The 20,295-nt window shown below is 64.7% G+C and carries 19 protein-coding genes and 1 riboswitch; of the genes, 14 read left to right on the top strand and 5 right to left on the bottom strand.

The features are described from left to right. Positions 1-56: 56 nt before the first annotated feature. A complete protein-coding gene (gene ctaE / locus ACZI8Q_RS07665; protein ID WP_463372918.1) occupies positions 57-671 on the bottom strand; it encodes an aa3-type cytochrome oxidase subunit III in 615 nt (204 codons plus the stop codon). A 126-nt stretch (positions 672-797) separates the two neighbouring features. Here ctaE and ACZI8Q_RS07660 point away from each other — a divergent pair, with 126 nt between their 5' ends. Then, positions 798-1,268: a hypothetical protein gene (locus ACZI8Q_RS07660; protein WP_463372917.1), complete on the top strand. Its 471-nt coding sequence runs from the start codon at positions 798-800 to the stop codon at positions 1,266-1,268. A 61-nt stretch (positions 1,269-1,329) separates the two neighbouring features. Then, positions 1,330-2,460, top strand: a complete 1,131-nt coding sequence (gene trpD, locus ACZI8Q_RS07655; protein WP_463372916.1) for an anthranilate phosphoribosyltransferase — start codon at positions 1,330-1,332, stop codon at positions 2,458-2,460. Between the two features lie 3 nt (positions 2,461-2,463). Here trpD and ACZI8Q_RS07650 read toward each other — a convergent pair whose 3' ends face one another. Both ACZI8Q_RS07650 and ACZI8Q_RS07645 read right to left on the bottom strand, forming a co-directional pair. Further along, a complete protein-coding gene (locus ACZI8Q_RS07650; RefSeq protein WP_463372915.1) occupies positions 2,464-2,739 on the bottom strand; it encodes an Lrp/AsnC family transcriptional regulator in 276 nt (91 codons plus the stop codon). Between the two features lie 61 nt (positions 2,740-2,800). After that, positions 2,801-4,534, bottom strand: a complete 1,734-nt coding sequence (locus tag ACZI8Q_RS07645; protein ID WP_463372914.1) for a DEDD exonuclease domain-containing protein — start codon at positions 4,532-4,534, stop codon at positions 2,801-2,803. Between the two features lie 443 nt (positions 4,535-4,977). After that, positions 4,978-5,143, top strand: a riboswitch (cyclic di-AMP (ydaO/yuaA leader). 14 nt (positions 5,144-5,157) lie between these two features. On the opposite strand from ACZI8Q_RS07645, the gene ACZI8Q_RS07640 reads away from it, so the two are divergent. From ACZI8Q_RS07640 to ACZI8Q_RS07625, 4 genes are all read left to right on the top strand, one after another. Further along, positions 5,158-5,709, top strand: coding sequence for a C40 family peptidase (locus ACZI8Q_RS07640; protein ID WP_463372913.1), 552 nt, complete (start codon positions 5,158-5,160; stop codon positions 5,707-5,709). Between the two features lie 229 nt (positions 5,710-5,938). After that, complete coding sequence (locus ACZI8Q_RS07635) at positions 5,939-7,021, top strand: NlpC/P60 family protein (protein WP_463372912.1); 1,083 nt, start codon at positions 5,939-5,941, stop codon at positions 7,019-7,021. A gap of 76 nt (positions 7,022-7,097) precedes the next feature. Continuing rightward, positions 7,098-8,435, top strand: a complete 1,338-nt coding sequence (locus ACZI8Q_RS07630) for a hypothetical protein (RefSeq protein WP_463372911.1) — start codon at positions 7,098-7,100, stop codon at positions 8,433-8,435. 66 nt (positions 8,436-8,501) lie between these two features. Then, positions 8,502-9,632, top strand: coding sequence for a glycosyltransferase family 4 protein (locus ACZI8Q_RS07625; RefSeq protein ID WP_463372910.1), 1,131 nt, complete (start codon positions 8,502-8,504; stop codon positions 9,630-9,632). A 72-nt stretch (positions 9,633-9,704) separates the two neighbouring features. On the opposite strand, the gene ACZI8Q_RS07620 is transcribed toward ACZI8Q_RS07625, so the two are convergent. Continuing rightward, the gene (locus ACZI8Q_RS07620; protein ID WP_463372909.1) at positions 9,705-11,516 is read right to left on the bottom strand and encodes an AMP-dependent synthetase/ligase; all 1,812 of its coding nucleotides are present in this window, start codon (positions 11,514-11,516) and stop codon (positions 9,705-9,707) included. Between the two features lie 162 nt (positions 11,517-11,678). Between ACZI8Q_RS07620 and ACZI8Q_RS07615 the strand changes: the two genes are divergently transcribed. From ACZI8Q_RS07615 to ACZI8Q_RS07580, 8 genes are all read left to right on the top strand, one after another. Continuing rightward, positions 11,679-12,053, top strand: coding sequence for a polyketide cyclase / dehydrase and lipid transport (locus ACZI8Q_RS07615; RefSeq protein WP_463372908.1), 375 nt, complete (start codon positions 11,679-11,681; stop codon positions 12,051-12,053). 83 nt (positions 12,054-12,136) lie between these two features. Then, on the top strand, positions 12,137-12,574 hold the full coding sequence (locus ACZI8Q_RS07610) for an SRPBCC family protein (RefSeq protein WP_463372907.1): 438 nt from the start codon (positions 12,137-12,139) through the stop codon (positions 12,572-12,574). 41 nt (positions 12,575-12,615) lie between these two features. Beyond that, on the top strand, positions 12,616-13,788 hold the full coding sequence (locus ACZI8Q_RS07605; RefSeq protein ID WP_463372906.1) for an ArsA family ATPase: 1,173 nt from the start codon (positions 12,616-12,618) through the stop codon (positions 13,786-13,788). Further along, the gene (locus tag ACZI8Q_RS07600) at positions 13,785-14,183 is read left to right on the top strand and encodes a hypothetical protein (RefSeq protein ID WP_463372905.1); all 399 of its coding nucleotides are present in this window, start codon (positions 13,785-13,787) and stop codon (positions 14,181-14,183) included. Before ACZI8Q_RS07605 ends, ACZI8Q_RS07600 begins: the two co-directional genes overlap by 4 nt. Before the next feature lie 49 nt (positions 14,184-14,232). Beyond that, complete coding sequence (locus ACZI8Q_RS07595) at positions 14,233-15,204, top strand: ROK family protein (protein ID WP_463372904.1); 972 nt, start codon at positions 14,233-14,235, stop codon at positions 15,202-15,204. A 110-nt stretch (positions 15,205-15,314) separates the two neighbouring features. Next, on the top strand, positions 15,315-16,094 hold the full coding sequence (locus ACZI8Q_RS07590; RefSeq protein WP_463372903.1) for a lysophospholipid acyltransferase family protein: 780 nt from the start codon (positions 15,315-15,317) through the stop codon (positions 16,092-16,094). Between the two features lie 48 nt (positions 16,095-16,142). Further along, entirely contained in the window at positions 16,143-16,634 is a 492-nt protein-coding gene (locus ACZI8Q_RS07585) for a polyadenylate-specific 3'-exoribonuclease AS (protein WP_463372902.1), read from the top strand. A 41-nt stretch (positions 16,635-16,675) separates the two neighbouring features. Further along, on the top strand, positions 16,676-18,061 hold the full coding sequence (locus tag ACZI8Q_RS07580; protein ID WP_463372901.1) for a class II 3-deoxy-7-phosphoheptulonate synthase: 1,386 nt from the start codon (positions 16,676-16,678) through the stop codon (positions 18,059-18,061). Positions 18,062-18,106: 45 nt separating this feature from the next. Here the strand turns inward: ACZI8Q_RS07580 and pknB are convergent, their stop codons facing one another. Next, positions 18,107-20,152 carry a Stk1 family PASTA domain-containing Ser/Thr kinase gene (gene pknB / locus ACZI8Q_RS07575; RefSeq protein WP_463372900.1) on the bottom strand — a complete coding sequence of 682 codons (2,046 nt, stop codon included), beginning with the start codon at positions 20,150-20,152 and terminating at the stop codon, positions 18,107-18,109. Between the last annotated feature and the right edge of the window lie 143 nt (positions 20,153-20,295).

Below are 20,295 nucleotides of genomic sequence, written 5' to 3'. Positions count from 1 at the left end.
CCTTTGGTATGTCGGGACGGACTGGACGTCAGGGGCTGCCTGCTGCGTTCAGCTGATCAACGGATGAAATAGATAGTGGCGAACAATGCGATCCACACGATGTCGACGAAGTGCCAGTAGTACGAGACGACGATCGCTGCCGTTGCCTGTGCCGGGGTGAACTTGCTGACCTTGGTGCGGAGAATGAGGAATACGAATGCGACGAGACCGCCGATGACGTGCAGACCGTGGAAGCCCGTGGTCATATAGAAGACGGAGCCGTACACGCTGCTGGAGATCGTGGTGCCGTGCTCGACGAGGTGGATGTACTCGTACGCCTGGCCACACACGAAGAAGGTGCCCATTGCCAAGGTGATCGCGTACCAGCGGCGAAGGCCGAAGACATCACCGCGCTCTGCGGCGAAAACACCCAGCTGGCACGTGAAGGACGACGCGATCAGAACGAGGGTCACCGGAACGGCGAGCCACAGATTCAGCTCGGTCGGCTCGGGCGGCCACGCGCCTTCCGGTGCCTGTGCTCGCGCCACGAAGTACATGGCGAAGAGCCCGGCGAAGAACATGAGCTCACTCGACAACCACACGATGGTGCCAACGCTGACCATGTTCGGTCGGTTCAGCGAGTGCACGCGTTGGGTGATTGCTGATCCTGAAGTCCCTACTGCGCTCGTCACAGAAGGAAGTATGACGCCTTGTCGTAACACGCGCCCACTCGGGTCCGACATCGGCGCGTCGGAACGGTGCGGATGCCGGCTTCGGGCTGCGAATCACCAGGTCGCGAGTCGTGAGAGAGTTGTCGCATGGGATCAACCGATGAACGCAAGGGGTGGTTACGTCGGCTGTTCGGCCGCACCCCGGCGCCAGAACTCGACCCTACGCGTCCGGATCTCGTCGTGGTTGCGTCGAGTTCCGACGACGCCGAGGCGTGTTCGGCGGCACTCGACCGGGCAGCGTCCGAGTCGCCCCGGTGGTTGCCGGACGAGAAGGCCGTGCTGCGTCACCATCTGATGCTGACACGGGGTCGAGTCGACGATGCCGTCGCGGTCGCTTCGCAAGACGGTTACTCGGCTGCGCCCGGTGCAGGGGACGGAGGCGCTACCGGCGACGAGATGATTCCGTTGACTCTGCAGAGAGTGCAACTGCTCGATGCGCTTCACTGTTCGCAGGAACGCTCCCGGATGGCCGGTCTGGCTCAGCGACTGGACGGAGTGGTCACGGGTTGGGACGCGTTGCAACCGGTCCGTGACGATGCCGAGTCGGTCGCTGGATAGGCTGCTCCGCATCACGGGATCCGACACACACCCAGATCACCAGAGATGAGGGGCGGTACGCATGCAGAGCCCGACCAGTAGTCCGGTCGACGACACGAAGACTCGGACGTGGCCCTCGGTGTTGGGGACGTTGACCGGGGGACGAGACCTCTCCGTGGACGACGCGCGCTGGGCGATGGACGAGATCATGGCGGACAACGCCACCCCGGCCCAGATCGCGGCATTCGGCGTCGCACTGAAGATGAAGGGCGAGACTCCCACCGAACTCGAGGGTCTCGCCGGTTCCATGCTGGCCCACTCCCGTCCGGTGCGCGTCGACGATGACGTGGTCGACATCGTGGGAACGGGCGGCGACCGCTCCAACACGGTGAACATCTCGACGATGGCGGCCGTGGTCGTCGCGGCCACGGGTGCGCGGGTGGTCAAGCACGGAAACCGGGCGGCATCGTCCAAGAGTGGCGGCGCGGACGTACTGGAGGCACTCGGGGTTCGAATTGCCCTGGGTCCCGACGAGGTGGCGCGCTGCGTGAACGAAGTCGGAATCGGATTCTGCTTTGCCCCTGTATTTCATCCTGCGCTGCGGTTCGCTGCCGCCCCGCGCAAGGAGATCGGGATTCCGACGGTGTTCAACGTGCTCGGGCCGCTCACCAATCCGGCTTCCCCCCGTGCCGGACTCATCGGCTGCGCGTTCGAAGAACTCGGACCGGTTGTCGCGGGCGTTCTCGCTCGGCGGGGAAGCTCCGCGCTCGTGGTCCGGGGTGACGACGGTCTCGACGAACTGACGACGTCCACCACCTCGACGGTGCGCATCGTCTCGGCAGGTGAGGTCACGCAGCGAACCTTCGACCCTCGGGACATCGGGATCGAGCGGGTGTCACTGGACGAACTGCGGGGCGGTGACGCGGAATTGAACGCGTCGGTGGCGCGTCGCGTGTTCGCGGGAGAGAAGGGTCCGGTTCGTGATGCGGTGCTGCTCAACGCAGGCGGCGCACTGGCCGCCTTGCGTGGGCTCGGGACGCCGAGCTCGGCAGACAGTCTCGGGACGCCGAGCTCGGCAGACAGTCTCGGGACGCTGAGCCTGGAAGACGGCGTCGCGGCGGGCGTGGAGACCGCCGCCCACGCGATCGACAGCGGGAAGGCGGCCGAGGTTCTGAAGGCCTGGGCCGCACTCACCACCACGCTCGGTTCGTAGGAGTCACTCCCCGAGAGAGAAGCCTGCCTCGATGTCGGCGCTCGAGTACGACTGGAACGCAATATGTGTGGCCGTGCGAACAACGCCGTCGACCTTGTTGATGCGTTCGGTCACGACCTGGGCGATTTCGCTGTGGTCGCGAACGCGCACGATGGCGATCAGATCGATGTCACCTGCGCACGAGTACACCTCGGCAATGCCCGAGATGTCGGCGACAGCTTGCGCGGTTTCCGGGATTCGCTGGGCCTCGGCGTGAATCAGAACAATCGCGTTGATCATGGGCGTCCTCGTTCTTCGGGGGTTCTCGGTGTCAGACGTGTCGAGACATCTTCTCCCGACCTTATGTGGACGCTTCGTATTCCGCTCGGGCGGTGTCGACCTGCGTTTCGGCGGTGGCGAGCTCGCACCATGGCCCCCACGCTCCCGCCCCGTGTACGGGTTCCGCGTATCCACCGGACGAGCTGACGATACGAACACCGTCGCTCTCGATCCACCGCGTGATCAGGGCAACTTCTTCGGGGAAGGCGCCACGCAACGGAGTCGGCTCGGGCGACACCGTGCCGGCAGACCGGACCAGATCGCGGACGACCGACATCGGATGGACTCCTCGACGCGCGGTGCCTGCAGAAGCGAGTCGACCCGCTCGTACGACCGCGAGATCCCAACCCCCACACGACGAGGGGCGGGCGAGGACCAGTTCGTCGAGAGTGCACACTGCGGAAAGACGTTGCATCTTCCGTAGGGCGAGCGCCAGCGCGACCGTGCGGTCGCGCTGGCGGGCTGCGTTTTCGAAGAGCTCCGCGGCCGCCAGTTCCTCGACCCGGCCTCGCATCAGTTGCAGCGCAAGGTCGGATGTTCCCGCGAACAGATTTCGTACTGTGTCGACTGCGTCCGCGTATTCGGATGCAGAGGTCGGCCCATCCTTCGATGCCGGGCATGGGGCGAGCTCACGTGGTGGGCAGCGTGGGCCGTGCAGTTCGTCGGCACGTAGCCGAGTGGTGCACGTGCGGAGGCTGCTGTACTCCGCAATGGAATCTGCGACGTCTGCCGCGGCGGCGCGCGAGCGGAACGGGCCGAGACAGTGTGGGGTCGCGCTTCGAGCAACGGACAGGCGAGGAAACGACTCCGCCGTCAACGTGATCCACCACGCCCGCTTCGGGTATTTCGAACGGCGGTTGTACGGCGGGGTGTGGGCGGCGATCAGGGTCAGCTCGCGAACGCCTGCTTCCAGGGCGTGCGCGCATTCGACATGGTCGACTCGTGTGGCCAACGCCACCATCTCCTTCATGCGGCCGCGAGTCTCCGAGCCGGTGAAGTAGGTGCGCACACGTCGACGCAGGTCTGTGGCGGTCCCGACGTACAGCACCTCGTCCGACGGTCCACGGAAGAGATAGACACCGGGGCTTCGTGGGAGGTCGGCTGCGAGTACGCGTTTGGCGCGTTGGTGTGGTGTGACGTTCGGCAGATAGTCGGTCAGCTCGGTGAGACTGTGAACGCCGAGATTGCCGACCCGCTCGATCAGGGCATGCAACACGTCGACCGTGGCGCGCGCGTCGTCGAGTGCCCGGTGGGTGGGAGTGGTGCCCACGTCGAAGAGTCGTGCGAGGTTGGACAGTTTCACCGACGGGGCCTCGTCGCGACTGAGTACGCGGCGTGCGAGCTTGACCGTGCACAGTACCCGGAACCGTGGCCAAGGTGTGCCGGTCGCTGCGGCGGCCGCCTGGAGGAAGCCTGTGTCGAACGGGGCGTTGTGAGCAACGAGTACGGCGCCTTCGGCGAACTCGAGAAAGCTGGGAAGCACACGCTCGATCGGGGGAGCGTCGATGACCATCGCCGTGGTGATGCCTGTGATTTCCACGATGTGGGGTGGGATGGACCTGCCCGGGTCCACGAGCGTTGCGAGTTCACCGAGAACCTCACCGCCGCGAACCTTGACGGCGCCGATCTCGGTGATGGCGTCCTGGCCAGGTCTACCGCCCGTGGTTTCGAGGTCCACCACGACAAACGTCGTCTCGCGCAGCGGCGTCTCCAGTTCGTCGAAACTCAGTTGCTCTGCGACAGCGGGAACGCTCACGGATCGTGAGCTTAGAAGGGGGTGCCGACACGCGAGTTTCACGCTTCGAGAGGAGGATCACACCGCCGGAACCGGGGCCTGTTCGACAGGCATGTCCGAGCGCAGGTGCGAACTGCTCGAAGTGGTGCTGTTCGACGCGGCATCGCTGGATCCGATGAGTGGAACGACCGATCCGATCCATCCGGAAATACCCTGCGAGCTGGTTCGATGCAAAACTGAAGCCGGTATCGCGGGAGTGGGATGGGCGCTGGGGTGACTGCGAGGGGGCTCACAAACAGACCGTCCGTTACTCGGTCGTTATCGAATGTGCGCGATTGTGGCGTTGTGCGCCCGATTCGGGCGAACTGGGCAAACTTTGCGCGATCTGTTTGTCACGAACCGATTCCATTTCGTAACCTTCCTGAGACCTAACGGAGTCTTGCCGGTCCACCAAGGATCGGCATCGTTGGTCACCGCCTAATCGGCTCTCTCGCGAGAGGGGCCGTACCGGGGACCCAAGTTCTCTGGGGTGAATCCCGTCGGAGCACGCACAGTGTGCCGATGGGTAGGGCCGAATCTTCCCGGCCCGAACCCGTCAGCTAACTCGGTCGGCGGACGAACGGAAGAATTGGAGTACCCCCTTCGTGGCGTCACAAGTTTCCAAGCGGAATGTGCGGCGTGCCGTCGTCGCCAGCGCTCTTGCAGTCGGAGCACTCACCGCTACCGCCGCCCCCGCGGTGGCCGACCCGATCACCATCCCTGGTGTCGGCACCTTCGAGATCCCCGGTGTGGTCATCCCGCCACTGCCTCAGCTTCCGCAGGCGCCCGGAATCGCCCCTCCCGCTCCGATGCAGACCGTCGGTGACCGCGCAGTTCAGGCCGCGGAATCGAAGATCGGCTCCCCGTACGTTTACGGTGCGGCCGGCCCGAACGCGTTCGACTGCTCGGGTCTGATCCAGTGGGCCTACAAGCAGGCCGGCCTCGAGTTACCCCGTACCAGCTACGCCCAAGCCGCGGCAGGTGCTCCGGTTGCGCAGTCGGACCTGCGGCCCGGTGACGTGATCTCCTTCTACGGTGGATCGCACTCGGGTATCTACGCGGGAGGCGGCAACGTCATCCATGCGTCGACGTCCGGACAGCCCGTGAAGCTGGCGCCCATCTCGTCGATGCCGTTCGACGGCGCACGGCGCTTCTGAATTCTCGGTCCGGGTGAGCCGTGACCGACTGCGTGCGCGCAAAGGGTGATGTACCGGATTTCGTGAAAGTTTCACCGAAGGGTGGGTCCGAACGGTGTATTCGGACCCACCCTTCGGGTCTACTACTCGCGAGTAGACACAGGCGTATGCCATTCCGTAACCTGTTCGAGACCTTGCGCCTTGCTGATTGCCTACCTCTGGCGACAGTGAAGGGTCCGGGAGCAGATCGATGATCGGAGAACCGCGTCACGTGGCCGCACAGAAGACGAACCGTAGTACTGCGTCGTGGCGTGCTGCACTGACCGCCGGCGTGTTGACCCTGGTCCTGGCTGTGATCCCGCTGGCTCCGGCCGGAGCGGACCCGGTGGTGGAGAATCCGACCGAGGCGCTCGACACCCTCAGCGAGTTGTCGCGGGAGTCGGAACAGACCACCGAAGCTCTGCACTCCGCGAAAATTGAACTCGAGGCCAAGCAAGACGAGCGCGCCGCTGCTGACCGTGCCGCCGAGGACGCTCAGCGCGCACTCGACGCGGCCAATGCGCAAGTCGAGCAGTTTCGCCCGACGGTCGATCAACTTGCCATCGCAAACTACCGAGGCGCGCGAACGAACCGTCTGTTCGCGTTGATGGTGAGCGATTCGCCGCAGCAACTGCTGGACCAGATGTCCGCACTCGATGTCATCTCCGGAGACATTGCGAACAAGGTGGCGCAGTTCAAGGAGGCGACCGAAGCCGCTGCCGCCGCGGCCACCGCGTCGAAAAAATCTGCCGAAGCGGCGCGCATCGCCGCAGATCACGCGAAGGTAGTCAGTGACGAGCTTCAGAAGAAGCAGAGTGCCCTGCAGTCTCAGATCGCCGATGTCACCGCGGCGTTCGAAGACCTGACACGAGAAGAGAAGGACCAACTCGTCGGCACACCGTTCCCTCCCGGTTTCGACCCCGAGGAACTCCTTGCGGGTCTGACACCCGGTGCGGGCTCCGGTGCACTCCAGGCGGGACTGACCCGCGTCGGCAGCCCGTACGAGTGGGGTGGGACCGGGCCGAACGCGTTCGATTGTTCAGGTCTGGTCGTCTGGGCGTACAAGCAGATCGGCAAAACGTTGCCCCGATCGAGTCAGGCCCAGGCCCAGGGTGGGGTCCCGGTGTCGCGCGATGAATTGCGACCGGGCGACGTGGTGGTCATCTACGATGATGCTTCGCACGTCGGCCTGTATGCCGGTAACGGAAACATCCTGCACGCCTCCACATTCGGAGTTCCGGTGAAGGTGGAACCGATCGGTTCGATGCCGTTCGCCGGAGCTCGTCGGTACTGAGCCGGACCGCCTCGTTGCGCTGTCCCATAGCTGACTGGTCGGAGCGCCGCCGGAATGTGCTCATACACTCTCCCTCGTGCAGCGAACAGGTAGGTCACCGACCGGCGCCAGGGAGCGACGCCGCGCGCGGCCATGGGAGAAGGTCGCGCTCGTAGGTCTTGTCCTCGCGGCGATGTCGGTACTGGCCTTCGCGGCCGTCGCGTCAAGGTACGGGGACGAGGGTGCAGTGGTCGCGGTGGGACGCGAGGTTGCGGTCCAGCGCGTTCTCGACAGGTGGGCCGAAGCAGTTCGCACCGATGACGGCGACGCATTGACGGATGTCCTCGACTCCGCCGCTGCACCTTCGTTCGTGGCGTCGGAGTTGGCCCGCGCCGCCAACGTCTCGCGAATCGACTTCTCGCACTGGGATTACGAACTTTCCGGTGGTGACCACGACGTCGATTCCGATCTTGCTGCCGCGTTGGGTGTGGACGAGGTCTGGGCTCCCTCGGTTCGGCTGATTTACGCGATCGCTGGCGTGGACGAGGTACCGACACACAAGACGGTCTCGCCGACATTCGTTCGGCGCGGTGACCGTTGGACGTTGCTCGATGATCGTACGAGCGGGGAAGCCGTGACGTGGCGTGGTCCGTGGGATTTCGCGCCGGTTGTGACCCGTCGGGTCGAAACCGGTGACGGCGCAACCTCGATGGTGATCGGGCATCCGGGGAACGAGATCATGATCGACCGGCTCGCCGAGGAACTCGCACCGGCCGTGGCCAGCGTCACTGCGTTGTGGGGGCCCGACTGGTCTCGCAGCGCATTGGTGATGGTGACGTCGTCTGCGCAGGAGTTCACTTCCCTCGTTGGGACCGATCACGACGGTGCGGATATCGCCGCCGTATCGGTGTCCGACGCGCCCACACTTGGCGATCCGGCCGTCGGCGGCCAGCGGATCGTGTTCAGTCCGGCGGCCGCGGTGCGGCTCACCGATGATTCACGGCGCGCTGTCCTCCGGCACGAGCTCACGCATGTCGCCGCGCGCGCACGAACAGTGGACGGTTCGCCGATGTGGCTGCTCGAGGGGTATGCCGAGTACTGCGCGCATCGCTCGACCGAGGACTCGGCCCGCGACATCGCGCCCACCCTGGGTGCACGGATCGATGCGGGCCGGCAGCCTGCCGAGCTGCCCGAGGACTCCGACTTCGCGAGGCAAGGCGAAGAGGGCGCGGTTGCCTACGAGACGGCTTGGTCGATCAATGCGTTCGTGGCGGACGAATTCGGTGAAGATTCGCTGACCGAGGTCTATCTGGCGTTGGCCACCGGAAGCTCGAACGACGACCACGTGGACGAGGTGCTGGCGGCAACCTTGGAGTTGGAGAAAGACGAGTTCGTGGATCGTTGGTCGAGATGGCTGAACGAACAGTTCACATGATCCGGAACGGATGGTTCCTGTGATCCTGAATGCGCAGTTCACATCGTCAGCACATACGGTGAACAGATGCGTCGAACTCTGCTGGTCACAAATGACTTCCCCCCGCGTCCGGGCGGGATCCAGTCATATTTGCAACGCTTCGCTGGGCAGCTACCGGCAGACGAACTGATTGTCTATGCGCCGCGGTGGCGCGGCGATTCGCACGAGAAGTTCGATGCGCGACAGCCTTTCGAAGTGGTGCGACATCCGACGACATTGATGCTGCCGACCCCGGCCGTGGCATCACGTGCCGCAGATCTGGTGCGAACCCGCGAATGTGACAGCGTCTGGTTCGGTGCGGCGGCTCCGTTGGCGGTGTTGACGCCGACCATGCGCAGGGCGGGTGCAGAGAGGGTGGTGGCGAGCACCCATGGTCACGAGGTGGGGTGGTCGATGATGCCGATGGCACGGTCGACACTCCGCCACATCGGTGAGAACACCGATGCGGTCACCTACGTCAGCAAGTACACACGAAGCCGATTCGCGTCGGCGTTCGGTGCGAATGCGGCGCTCGAACACCTGCCCTCGGGAGTCGATACCGAAGTCTTCAAACCGGACCGGGGCGCCCGTGACGAGTTGCGTCGTCGATACGGGTTGGGTGCGCGGCCGACGATCCTGTGCTTGTCACGGCTGGTTCCACGGAAGGGGCAGGACAAGCTCATCGAGGCGTTGCCTCGGATCCGGGAGCACGTCGACGGGGCCGTCCTGGTGATCGTCGGTGGCGGCCCTTACGAGGGGCGCTTGCGCGCGCTGGCTCGTGCCACAGGTGTGGAAGCGCACGTAGTGTTCACCGGCACGGTGCCGTCTGCAGAGTTGGCGGCTCACCACACGATCGCGGACGTGTTCGCGATGCCGTGTCGCACTCGCGGCGCGGGTCTGGATGTCGAAGGGCTGGGCATCGTGTACCTCGAAGCCTCGTCCACCGGCGTACCGGTGATCGCGGGCCTGTCGGGGGGTGCTCCGGAAACGGTGCGTCAGAACGAGACCGGGCTGGTCGTCGACGGAACATCCGTGACCGAGATCGCCGATGCCGTCGTGTCGGTGCTGTCGGCCCCGGAGCGGGCTGCCGCCATGGGCGCGGCCGGTCGCGAGTGGGTCGCTGCCGCGTGGCGGTGGGACGTGTTGGGTTCGAAGCTGCGGTCATTGCTGGTGGGCTGAGCCCGGGAGGTCAGCTCACTCACGACGAATGCGCCCGGCAACATCGCATCGCCGGGCGCATTCGTGGTTCGACTATTTGGTGTAGAGGGCGTCGATCTCGGCCGCGTAGGTGTCGTGGACGACCTTGCGCTTGAGCTTCAGGGTCGGCGTCAGCTCACCGGACTCTTCGCTGAAGTCGACAGGAAGCACACGGTACTTCTTGATCGCTTCCGCGTGCGACACGAGCTTGTTCGCTCCGGCGATGGCTTCGTCGAGGTCCGCCGTGAGGTCGGCGTCGTTCAGCAGATCGGCGACCGGGGTGTCAGCCGGCTTTCCGTTGCGTTCGTTCCACGCAGGGAGTGCTTCCGCATCGATGGTGATCAGCGCGCCGATGAAGGGTTGCTGGTCGCCCACCAGGATTGCCTGACTGATCAGCGCATGTGTGCGGAGGTGATCCTCGAGCTGGCCGGGGGAGACGTTCTTACCGCCGGCGGTGACGATGATTTCCTTCTTGCGCCCAGTGATGGAAAGGAAGCCGTCGTCGTCGAGTGAACCGAGGTCGCCGGTGTGGAACCACCCGTCCCCGATGGCACGCGTCGTTGCTTCTTCGTTGCCCCAGTACTCGTTGAATACGACCGGACCTGCGAGAAGGACCTCGTTGTCGTCGGCGATTCGGACGATATTGCCGGACAGGGGCTTTCCGACCGTTCCGACTTTCTGTTCACCGATCGTGTTCACTGCGACAGCCGCTGTGGTCTCGGTGAGACCGTAGCCCTCGTAGATGGTGACACCGACACCGCGGAAGTAGTGTCCGAGGTGGGCGCCGAGAGGAGCGCCGCCCGAGATCGCCACCTCGCAGCGGCCGCCGAGAGCGGTACGCAGCTTCGAGTAGACGAGCTTGTCGAACACGGCGTGCTTCGCCTTGAGTATCAGGCCGGGACCACCGTTGTCCTGCGCTTCGCTCCAGGCCACTGCCGTGTCGGCGGCCACATCGAAGATCTTGCCCTTGCCCTCGGCGTGGGCCTTCGAACGGGCGGTGTTGAAGACCTTCTCGAAGACTCGGGGCACGGACAGGATGTACGTCGGCTTGAACTCGCCGAACGTCTGGACCAGGTTCGCGATGTCGTTGGTATGCCCGAGTGAGGCACCCGCATCGAACGAGGCGATGGTCAGTGCACGCGCGAAGACGTGGGCCATAGGGAGGAACATGAGGGTGCTGGCGCCGGGCTTGCTCATCAGCGGACCGTAGGTGGACGCAGCGATGGCGCGTGACTCGGCCATCAGATTGGAGTGGGTGAGCTGGCAACCCTTGGGACGCCCGGTGGTGCCGGACGTGTAGATGAGGGTGGCGGGATCCGCCGCCTTCAGGGCTTTCACTCGCGCAGTCACGTCGTCGTCCGAGATGTCGGCGCCGAGCGCGGTGAGCTCTTCGACGATCCCGCGGTTGGCCTCGGCGCCTTCGATCTGGTGCACCTTCTGCAACGCGGGCGCAGCGTCCGCGACCTCGGCGACGAGTGCTCGGTGCCTGGAGTTCTCCACGACCAGGTGGCCGGTCCGGGAATCTTCGAGGATCCACCGGACCTGTTCCGCGGAAGACGTCTCGTAGATCGGAACCGTCACGCCACCGGAGGCCCAGATGGCGAAGTCGATGAGCGTCCACTCGTAACGGGTGGCGGACATCAGTGCGACACGGTCACCCTGCTGCACTCCCAGAGCGATGAACCCTTTGGCCACCGCGGTGACCTGGGCGGCGAATTCTGCCGCTGTCACGTCGGTCCATGAACCACCGACCTTGCGCTTGTAGACCACGAGACTCGGCTTCGACGCCGCGTAGGAGAACACAGAGTCCACCGCAGACTCGTTCTCCTCGATTGTGAACGATTGCGGTGCACCGAACTCTTGCACGAAGGACCTCCGAGAATGGTATTACTGGCGGGTAGCCATTTGCTTCGCAATACTTTAGACCCTTCTGATCGGCCTGTGCGTGCCGCCGTTCACGCACCCTGTCCAAGGCCCCACCGGTGGACTGTCCGATCAGCCCGGGCGCCGATGTGTGAAGCTATCGGAGTGAGCAGCATTCAGGTCGCAGACCAGACGTTCGTCGCCGCAGCACCCGAGCGGGTTGCCGCAGCCGTCGGGTCGCAGTCCCGTTGGCGCACGTGGTGGCCGGACCTGCGTCTGGCTGTCAGCGAGGATCGCGGTGAGAAGGGCGTTCGCTGGACGGTGAGCGGCCCGGTCGTCGGGACGATGGAAGTGTGGTTGGAAGCCGTACTCGACGGTGTGATCGTTCATTACTTCCTGCACGCCGAGCCGACGGACCCCGCGCAGATGCGTGACCTGTCCTCGCAGAACCGCATCCGACGCGTGCAGGGAAAGGTCATGTCTTTCGAGGTGAAGAAGGAACTCGAAACCGGCCGCGCACCCGGCGAACCGCCCCGCTGAGGGGCCTTGTTGTATCAGTGGTGCCGATCGTGTGTGATAGTCAGGCACAACTCGCCAGTCCTAGGAAAGGAAGCGGTCGTCGCATGCCCGAGAAGACCAAGAGGTCGATCAGCATCAATGCTCCTGCAGCGGATGTGATGAACGTGATCGCCGATTTCGACGCCTACCCCGATTGGGTGGCTGCCACGAAGTCCGTGAAGGTGCTCGAACCGGGCGTCGACGGACGTGCCGACCTGGTGAGGTTCGTTCTCGATGCGGGGATGGTCAAGGACACCTTCGAACTCCGTTACGACTGGGCAGCCAACGGCAATTCGGTCGCGTGGGAACTCGTAACGGGTGAGATCCAGAAGGCACAGCATGGGTCCTACACACTGGTGGAGGAATCCGACGGGACGACGACCGTGACGTATGAACTCACCGTCGACCTGAACATTCCGGTGATCGGCCTGTTCAAACGCAAAGCCGAGAAGGCCATCACGGACACTGCGTTGAAGGAACTCAAGAAGCAGGTCGAAGGCTGAGCAGCGGCCACTCTGCCGCACACGCGCGGCTTCAGTTCTTCGTGGGCAAGGGAGGTGCGGGTAAAACCACTCTTGCTGCTGCCACCGCAGTGGCCTTGGCGGGTGATCGGCGGGTAAAGCTGATTTCGCTCGATCAGGCTCATTCTGTCACCGACGTGTTGGGGACGCGTGAGCAGTCACCGGAGGATCGTCTCGACGTCCTCGAGCTCGACACCCTGTCCCTGGCGGCACAGCGATTCGGCGAGCTCGGGTCTCTCCTGACGTTGGGAGGCAACCACGAGCACGGAGATCGGCTGCACTCCCTGGCCCCAGAGGAGCTGCTGGGAGTGCCGGGTGTAGAGGGTTTGCTGGGTCTGCACGAGATCGCACGCCACGCCGACGGTGGCGACTACGACGTGGTGATCGTCGACTGCCCGTGCTCGTCCGAGGCGCTTCGCCTACTCGGTTCGCCCGCCATGGTGGCGGACTACATCGAACGACTGTGGCCGCGGCACGAACGGATGGTCGCCGTCACGGGCACCGACCCGAAGCTGCTCGTTCTCGTGTCGATGGTCGAGCGGGTGGTTGCCGGGCTGAACAGTATTCGCGAGCTTCTCTGTGATCGTGTGCGGACATCGGTTCGGGTGGTGACAACCCCCAGCAACGTGGCAGTTCTCGAAACGAGGCGGACGCTGGCGGCGCTCGCCCTCACACAGCTGAACGTGGACGCACTGTTCGTCAACAACGTGTTCCCGCAGTGCGATTCGGGCTCGGGAGAGATGAACGAATGGATGGCCGTACAGCGGCAGGCGCAAGACGAGGCAGTCGCGGGGCTGCGTCACGCAACCGGGCACCTTCGGACCCGCACCATCACCTGTGCCGCGGGCGAGCCGGTAGGCTTGGCCGGCCTCGGCGAGATTGCAGGGCAGATGTACTCCGGAGACGAAGACGCGGCAGCGGTACTCGATTCGAGTATTCCGCCGATTCGGGTGGCTCTCGAATCGGGGAGCGGACTCGGCTCGGTGTATGCCATGCGGATGTACCTTCCCGTGGTGGACCCGTCGACGTTGACATTGGGGCGAGTGGAGGATGACGTGGTGGTGGGAGCCGATGGGGTGCGGCGTCGAGTACGCCTCGTATCGGTGCTTCGGCGGTGCACGGTGTCGGGTGCCGAACTCGACGGCGACGATCTCGTGATCCGATTCGTTCCGGACCGTCAGGTGTGGCCGACATGAACGAAGACCATGCGCAGTTGGTATCCGAGCTGCGGGTGCTCGTGGACACCGTGTTCGACCGAATCGAACCGGTGCTGCGCAATGCAGCCCAACCACACGATGGCACCGAATCGGACGCGGAACAGGACTCCCGCGAAGTATCGTCGGGTTGCGCCTGGTGTCCGGTGTGCGCAGTCGCAGCCCTCGTGCGGGGAGAACAGCACGATCTCGTCACTCTGGTGGCCGGTCAACTGTCCGCTCTGATCGCGTTGTTGCGGGAACTGCTCGACGAGCACTGGCCGAGCGGCCCGGAGCAGACGGATCCGGAAGGTCCCGGCGGCCCGGGTGCCTCTCCTGCGGAAGCATCCGAGTCCCCGACCGCATACGTTCCGATCTCTGTGACGATCAAGTCCTGATCGTCCGTCCCGGCCACATCGAGTCCCCGGGACGGTGACAATCGACATCATGAACGCGAGGACTGCCACCCAAGCTCTGACAGTGGGGATCGACGTCGGGGGTACGAGCATCCGCGCGTCCGTTGTCGACTCGGGTGGCGAGGTTCTCGATTCGGTCCGTTCGCCGACTCCGCAGTCGGCGACTGCGCTCGAGGACGCGCTCGACCGCACGGTCCGCGAACTAGCCGTCCGTCACGAGGTCGAGGGAGTCGGATTGGCAGTTGCCGGATTCATCACCCCGGATCGGACGACGGTGCGTTTCGCGCCGCACCTGCCGTGGGTCGAGGTTCCGGTGGGCCGCGTCCTCGGTGATCGCCTCGGCTTGCCGGTCGTTCTCGAACACGATGCCAATGCGGCTGCGCTCGCCGAGCACCGTTTCGGTGCGGCGGCCGGTGGACAGAACGTCGTGATGGTGGCGATCGGCACGGGAATCGGTGCGGCACTCCTGCACGACGGCGTCCTGTATCGGGGCAGCCACGGCGTCGCCCCCGAATTGGGGCACGTTCAAGTTGTGCCGGACGGTCGACATTGTGCGTGCGGCAAGCGGGGGTGCTGGGAGAGATACTGCAGTGGAACGGCTCTCGTGGATACCGCGATCGAGTTGCTTGCTTCCGACCCGTCGCACTCCACGGTGCTCGCCCGTGAGGTGACCGCAGACCCGGGGTCGTTGACCGGACGTAGAATTGCGGCGGCCGCGCAGGACGGTGATCCGCTCGCTCTGGACACGATGGAAGAGTTCGCGCGGTGGCTCGGGGTGGGATTGGCTCTCGTCGGGGACGTGTACGACCCGGATCTCGTGGTGATCGCCGGCGGAGTCGCCGGGTCGGCGTCCTTGTACCTCGACGCCGCGCGCGAGCATTACAGTACGCTCGCCACAGGTGCTGGGCACCGGCCGCTGGCACGCATTCGGGGTACGCAACTGGGGGAGTCGGCCGGATTGATCGGGGCGGCCGAGCTCGCGCGCGCTGCGGTTGCCCTCTGACTGTTGCGGAGTGTGATTCTGCTCCCGGTATCTCTCCTGTGTAGCAACGCTCACGCGCCCGAAGTAGAGTCAGACAGTACAAATTTTCGCACGTCATCGGGAGGGACGCCATGTGGTATTGGCTCGTCAAGTATGTGTTTGTGGGCCCACTGCTGGGATTGCTCGGTCGTCCCTCCGTGAAGGGTCTCGAGCACATTCCGGGCGAGGGCGGTGCGATTCTTGCGAGCAACCACCAGGCCGTTCTCGATTCGTTCTACCTCCCACTGGTCGTCAAACGCCGCATCACCTTCCTCGCGAAGAGTGAGTACTTCACCGGAACCGGGCTGAAGGGTGCCTTTCAGCGGTGGTTCTTCACCGTCGTAGGCCAGGTTCCGATCGACCGAACCGGTGCCGATGCCGCACAGGACGCGCTCAACGCAGGCCTACGCGTTCTCGACCAAGGCAAACTGTTGGGGATCTACCCGGAAGGCACCCGCTCGCCGGACGGTCGGCTGTACAAGGGCAAGACCGGGATGGCTCGGCTGGCGCTGGAATCGGGAATCCCGGTCATTCCCGTCGCCATGATCGGGACTGACAAGGTCAACCCGATCGGGTCGCGAGTCTGGCGGCCCGCGAAGGTCACGATCAAGATCGGCGAACCCATCGACTTCACACGCTTCGAGGGTATGGGCGGAAACCGGTTCGTCGAGCGTGCGGTCACCGACGAGGTGATGTACAAGCTGATGAAGCTCTCCGGTCAGGAGTACGTCGACATCTATGCCGCCAGCCTCAAGAACGCACCGTCGGCGGCCACGACCGGTCCGGCCACCGAGATCCCGGCCGTCGACACACACAAGGAAGGCACGAGCGCCGCCGACGTCACGAGAATTCCGGATACGCGCGCCGGCTGAACGGGCCGACGACACCTTCCCACCACCAGTGGGGCATAGTTTGCGGACGTGCGCTACTTCTACGACTGTGAATTCATCGAGGACGGTCACACCATCGACCTGGTCTCGATTGGAGTGGTTGCCGAGGACGGGCGGGAGTTCTATGCCGTGTCGACGGAGTTCGATCCGGATCGAGCAGGCAAGTGGGTGCGAAAGAACGTCCTTCCGAAGTTGCCCCAGCCGTCCTCACCGCTCTGGAAGAGCCGGGCACGCATTCGAGACGACCTCCTCGCGTTCCTGATTCCCCGGCCCGGGATCGTCCCCGAGCTGTGGGCGTGGGTCGCTGCCTACGACCATGTGGCGCTGTGCCAGTTGTGGGGGCCCATGACAGCCCTGCCGCAGTCGCTCCCGCGCTTCACACGGGAGCTGAAGCAGTTCTGGGAAGAGAACGGAAGTCCGGCGTTGCCTGCCGCCCCGGACGACGCGCACGACGCGCTGGCCGATGCGAGACACAACCTGGTCAAGTTCGAGGCAGTGCTCGCCGCACGTTCTCTGGGGTGACCTGAGTCGCCCGCCGGAATCGGAACGAATATCCTGTAGGGGTGAACTGGACTGTGGACGTGCCCATCGACCGACTGCCCGAACTCCCGCCCCTGCCGGCCGAGCTTCGTAACCAGCTCGATGCAGCACTTGCCAAGCCGGCGGCCCAACAGCCGCAGTGGCCCGAGGAGCAGGCTGCCGGTATGCGCACCGTGCTCGAGAGCGTTCCGCCGATCACTGTGGCCAGCGAGGTCGAGGCGCTCCAGGACAAGCTTGCGCAGGTTGCGCGTGGTGAGGCATTCCTGCTGCAGGGCGGTGACTGTGCCGAGACGTTCGCGGACAACACCGAACCCCACATCAAGGGCAACATTCGCACACTCCTTCAGATGGCGGTGGTGCTCACCTACGGCGCCAGCCTGCCGGTGGTGAAGGTTGCGCGCATCGCCGGCCAGTACGCAAAGCCGCGTTCGTCCAACGTCGACGCTCTCGGCTTGCCGTCCTACCGCGGTGACATGGTCAACTCGATCGTCGCGGACGACGCCGTCCGCGCTCACGATCCGTCTCGGCTGGTGCGCGCCTACGCCAACGCCAGCGCGGCGATGAATCTCGTTCGTGCGCTGACCGGGGCCGGAATGGCCGACCTGCACAAGGTTCACGACTGGAACCGTGAGTTCGTCACATCCTCACCGGCCGGGGCCCGTTACGAGGCACTTGCGGAAGAGATCGACCGCGGACTCCAGTTCATGAATGCATGCGGTGTCACGGACCCGAGCCTGCACCAGGCTCAGATCTTTGCCAGCCACGAGGCACTCGTTCTCGATTACGAACGTGCGATGCTGCGCCTCGACGACCAGGGCGACCATCCGAAGCTGTACGACCTGTCCGCACACTTCCTGTGGATCGGCGACCGTACCCGCCAGCTCGACGGCGCACACATTGCACTCGCCGAACTATTGGCCAACCCGATCGGTTTGAAGATCGGACCGAGTACCACGCCGGAGATGGCTGTCGAGTACGTCGAGCGTCTGGACCCGACCAACAAGCCCGGCCGGCTCACCCTGATCTCGCGTATGGGTAACGGCAAGGTGCGTGACCTGCTGCCTCCGATCATCGAAAAGGTGCAGGCGACCGGGCACCAGGTGATCTGGCAGTGCGACCCGATGCACGGCAACACCCACGAGGCATCCACCGGCTACAAGACCCGGCACTTCGACCGGATCGTCGACGAGGTGCAGGGATTCTTCGAGGTCCACAACGGTCTGGGCACGCACCCGGGTGGAATCCACGTCGAGCTCACGGGTGAAGATGTCACCGAGTGCCTGGGCGGCGCGCAGGACATCTCGGATCTCGACCTGTCGGGGCGCTACGAGACCGCATGCGATCCGCGACTGAACACGCAGCAGTCTCTCGAACTGGCCTTCCTGGTCGCGGAGATGTTGCGGGGCTAGTCCGCTGGTACGGGCCGGGGAGACGATCGGCCGCGAGTGGTCGCGTCAGGGAAACGACACGATTCTGATCTTGCTCCCCGGCTTCACCAGATCCCCGCTGCCCGGTGACTGCGTGATCACGAGCGACGCGTCGGTATCGGCCACTTGGGTGACTTTGACGTCGAGACCGAGTCGGTCCAGCTCTTCACGAGCGGAGTCGACGGAGCGGCCGAGCAGGAACGGAACCTCGACAGCATTCGACACGGTGAGGGTGGCGCTGCCGCCGGCACGCGTGGTGGCACCGATCCGGGGATCGGAGTCGATGACATGCCCGCCTGGAACGTCGGGGGAGAACTTTTCCTTCACCGAACTCACCGTGATGCCGATGTCGTCCAAAGCTGCCCTGGCTTCGTCTTCACTCATGCCGGCCACGTCGGGGACGGTGACGGGTGGGCTGCCCTTGCTGGTGATCACCGAGACGCTCGACCCCACAGGAAGGACGGTTCCCGGTGCCGGTTCCAAGGCGGCCACACTTCCCTCGGGCACCGACACGCTGAATGCCTCCCCACCGTCGACGGGGACAAAGGTGTGATCCCTCAAGACCTGTTCGATGCGTTCACGCTCGCCACCCGATACGAGGCTCGGTACGGCCGGGCGGCCCAGTGACACCAGAAGCGCGACCGTTCCGTCTCGTACGATTTCCGAACCAGCGACCGGGTCGGTGCCCAGGACGGTCGATTTCGGGACGGTGTCGGAGTACTGACCACGAATATCTGCGGAGAGCCCTGCGGCTTCGATCGCACTGGTCGCTGCGTTCTGGTCGAGTCCCTCGATCGACGGAACGGCCGTGTAGCGGCCGGACCCCATCCACCACCCACCGAACGCGACGGCGAGAGCCATGGAGACGACGACGAGGAGCCACACCGTCGTGGTGCGGCGCGATCGGCGGCGTTTGGCCTCGTAACCGGTGGTTTCGTACCCCGAACTACCGAGCGGGGTGGCCGCATCGGGGAAGGCCGCTTCATCGCCAGGACCGACATCGGCGCCGGCGTCGAGCACTGCACTGCGAGGCGTGAGTCCCGTCATCATCCGGGTGTGTTGCACTCCGTCAGGTGCCCGATGATCGTCGGGCCGGCCGTTCGAGGGGCCTGCCGCTGCCGGTACGACCGTCGTAGGGGAGTGGTCGGGAACAGCCGGCGGTGGGGGTACTGGGCCCGCCGGCGTCGCGAAACGGGCGGCACTTTCGTGCTGGGCGGATTTACGTGGTGCAGGTACCCGGTATTCGGGCAGGTTCAGTGCCGTGGACGCTCTCCGCAGTGCTGCGGACAACTCGCCTGCGTTGGTGAAACGATGATCGGGTTCACGGTGCGTCGCCTCGGCGACGAGTTCGTCGAACTCTGCGGGAACGCCCGGAATGAACGAACTGGGGCGGGGCACGTCCTGGTTGATTCGTTGGTAGGCCACCGACAGCGAAGTGTCGCCGCTGAACGGCGGGTTTCCGGTCAGGAGTTCGAACAGCAGGATCCCCGTGGAATAGACGTCACTTCGGGTGTCGGAGACGCCCGTGGTCACCTGTTCGGGCGACAGGTAGGCGGCAGTTCCGAGGATGACACTGTTGGATGTGGTGTTGGCGGCGGCGGCCGCACGAACGAGCCCGAAATCCGCGATCTTCACCTCTCCGGAATCGGAAACGAGAATGTTCTCGGGCTTGACATCGCGGTGAACCAAACCCGCGCGGTGCGCCACCGCCAAGGCGTCGAGGACGGGGCCTGCGACCGCCGCGACCGCGTGGGGCGGCATGGGACCGCGTTCACGCAACAGCTCGCGCAGGGTTCCACCTTCCACCAACTCCATGACCAGAAACGCGTGGTCACCGTCGTGGCCCTGGTCGTAGACGGCGACCAGGGACGGGTGTTTCAGTCGTGCAACCGATCGCGCTTCCATCTCGAAACGCGACACGAACGCAGGGTCCGTGGCGAACTGTGGGTCCATGACTTTGATGGCCACCGGTCGGTCGAGGCGTGTATCGAGTCCGCGGTAGACGGTGGACATCCCCCCACGCGCAATCGTCGCATCCACCCGATAGCGCCGTTCGAGCAGTTCGCCGATCAAGCCGTATCCTCCTGCAGTCCAGAATTCCGGATCGTCCGATACCGGTGTCGTCAATCGTAGTCAGCCGCACCGACCGGTACGACGTGGAGTGGAACGACCCTTGGTGCTGGAGTGGAACCACCGGGTACCTCGGTGGGGTTGCG

It is taken from the genome of Rhodococcus quanlei (assembly GCF_055231015.1).
Note: the sequence above shows the minus strand (reverse complement) of the source record. Positions and strands in the feature narration are given on the sequence as shown.

What these genes read in the sequence shown, in the direction of transcription:
- ACZI8Q_RS07590 (WP_463372903.1), top strand. Translation starts at nt 15,315, where the DNA reads ATGTGGTATTGGCTCGTCAAGTATGTGTTTGTGGGCCCACTGCTGGGA.
- ACZI8Q_RS07650 (WP_463372915.1), bottom strand. Translation starts at nt 2,739, where the DNA reads ATGATCAACGCGATTGTTCTGATTCACGCCGAGGCCCAGCGAATCCCG.
- ACZI8Q_RS07625 (WP_463372910.1), top strand. Translation starts at nt 8,502, where the DNA reads ATGCGTCGAACTCTGCTGGTCACAAATGACTTCCCCCCGCGTCCGGGC.
- ACZI8Q_RS07660 (WP_463372917.1), top strand. Translation starts at nt 798, where the DNA reads ATGGGATCAACCGATGAACGCAAGGGGTGGTTACGTCGGCTGTTCGGC.
- ACZI8Q_RS07595 (WP_463372904.1), top strand. Translation starts at nt 14,233, where the DNA reads ATGAACGCGAGGACTGCCACCCAAGCTCTGACAGTGGGGATCGACGTC.
- ACZI8Q_RS07635 (WP_463372912.1), top strand. Translation starts at nt 5,939, where the DNA reads ATGATCGGAGAACCGCGTCACGTGGCCGCACAGAAGACGAACCGTAGT.
- ACZI8Q_RS07610 (WP_463372907.1), top strand. Translation starts at nt 12,137, where the DNA reads ATGCCCGAGAAGACCAAGAGGTCGATCAGCATCAATGCTCCTGCAGCG.
- ACZI8Q_RS07600 (WP_463372905.1), top strand. Translation starts at nt 13,785, where the DNA reads ATGAACGAAGACCATGCGCAGTTGGTATCCGAGCTGCGGGTGCTCGTG.
- trpD (WP_463372916.1), top strand. Translation starts at nt 1,330, where the DNA reads ATGCAGAGCCCGACCAGTAGTCCGGTCGACGACACGAAGACTCGGACG.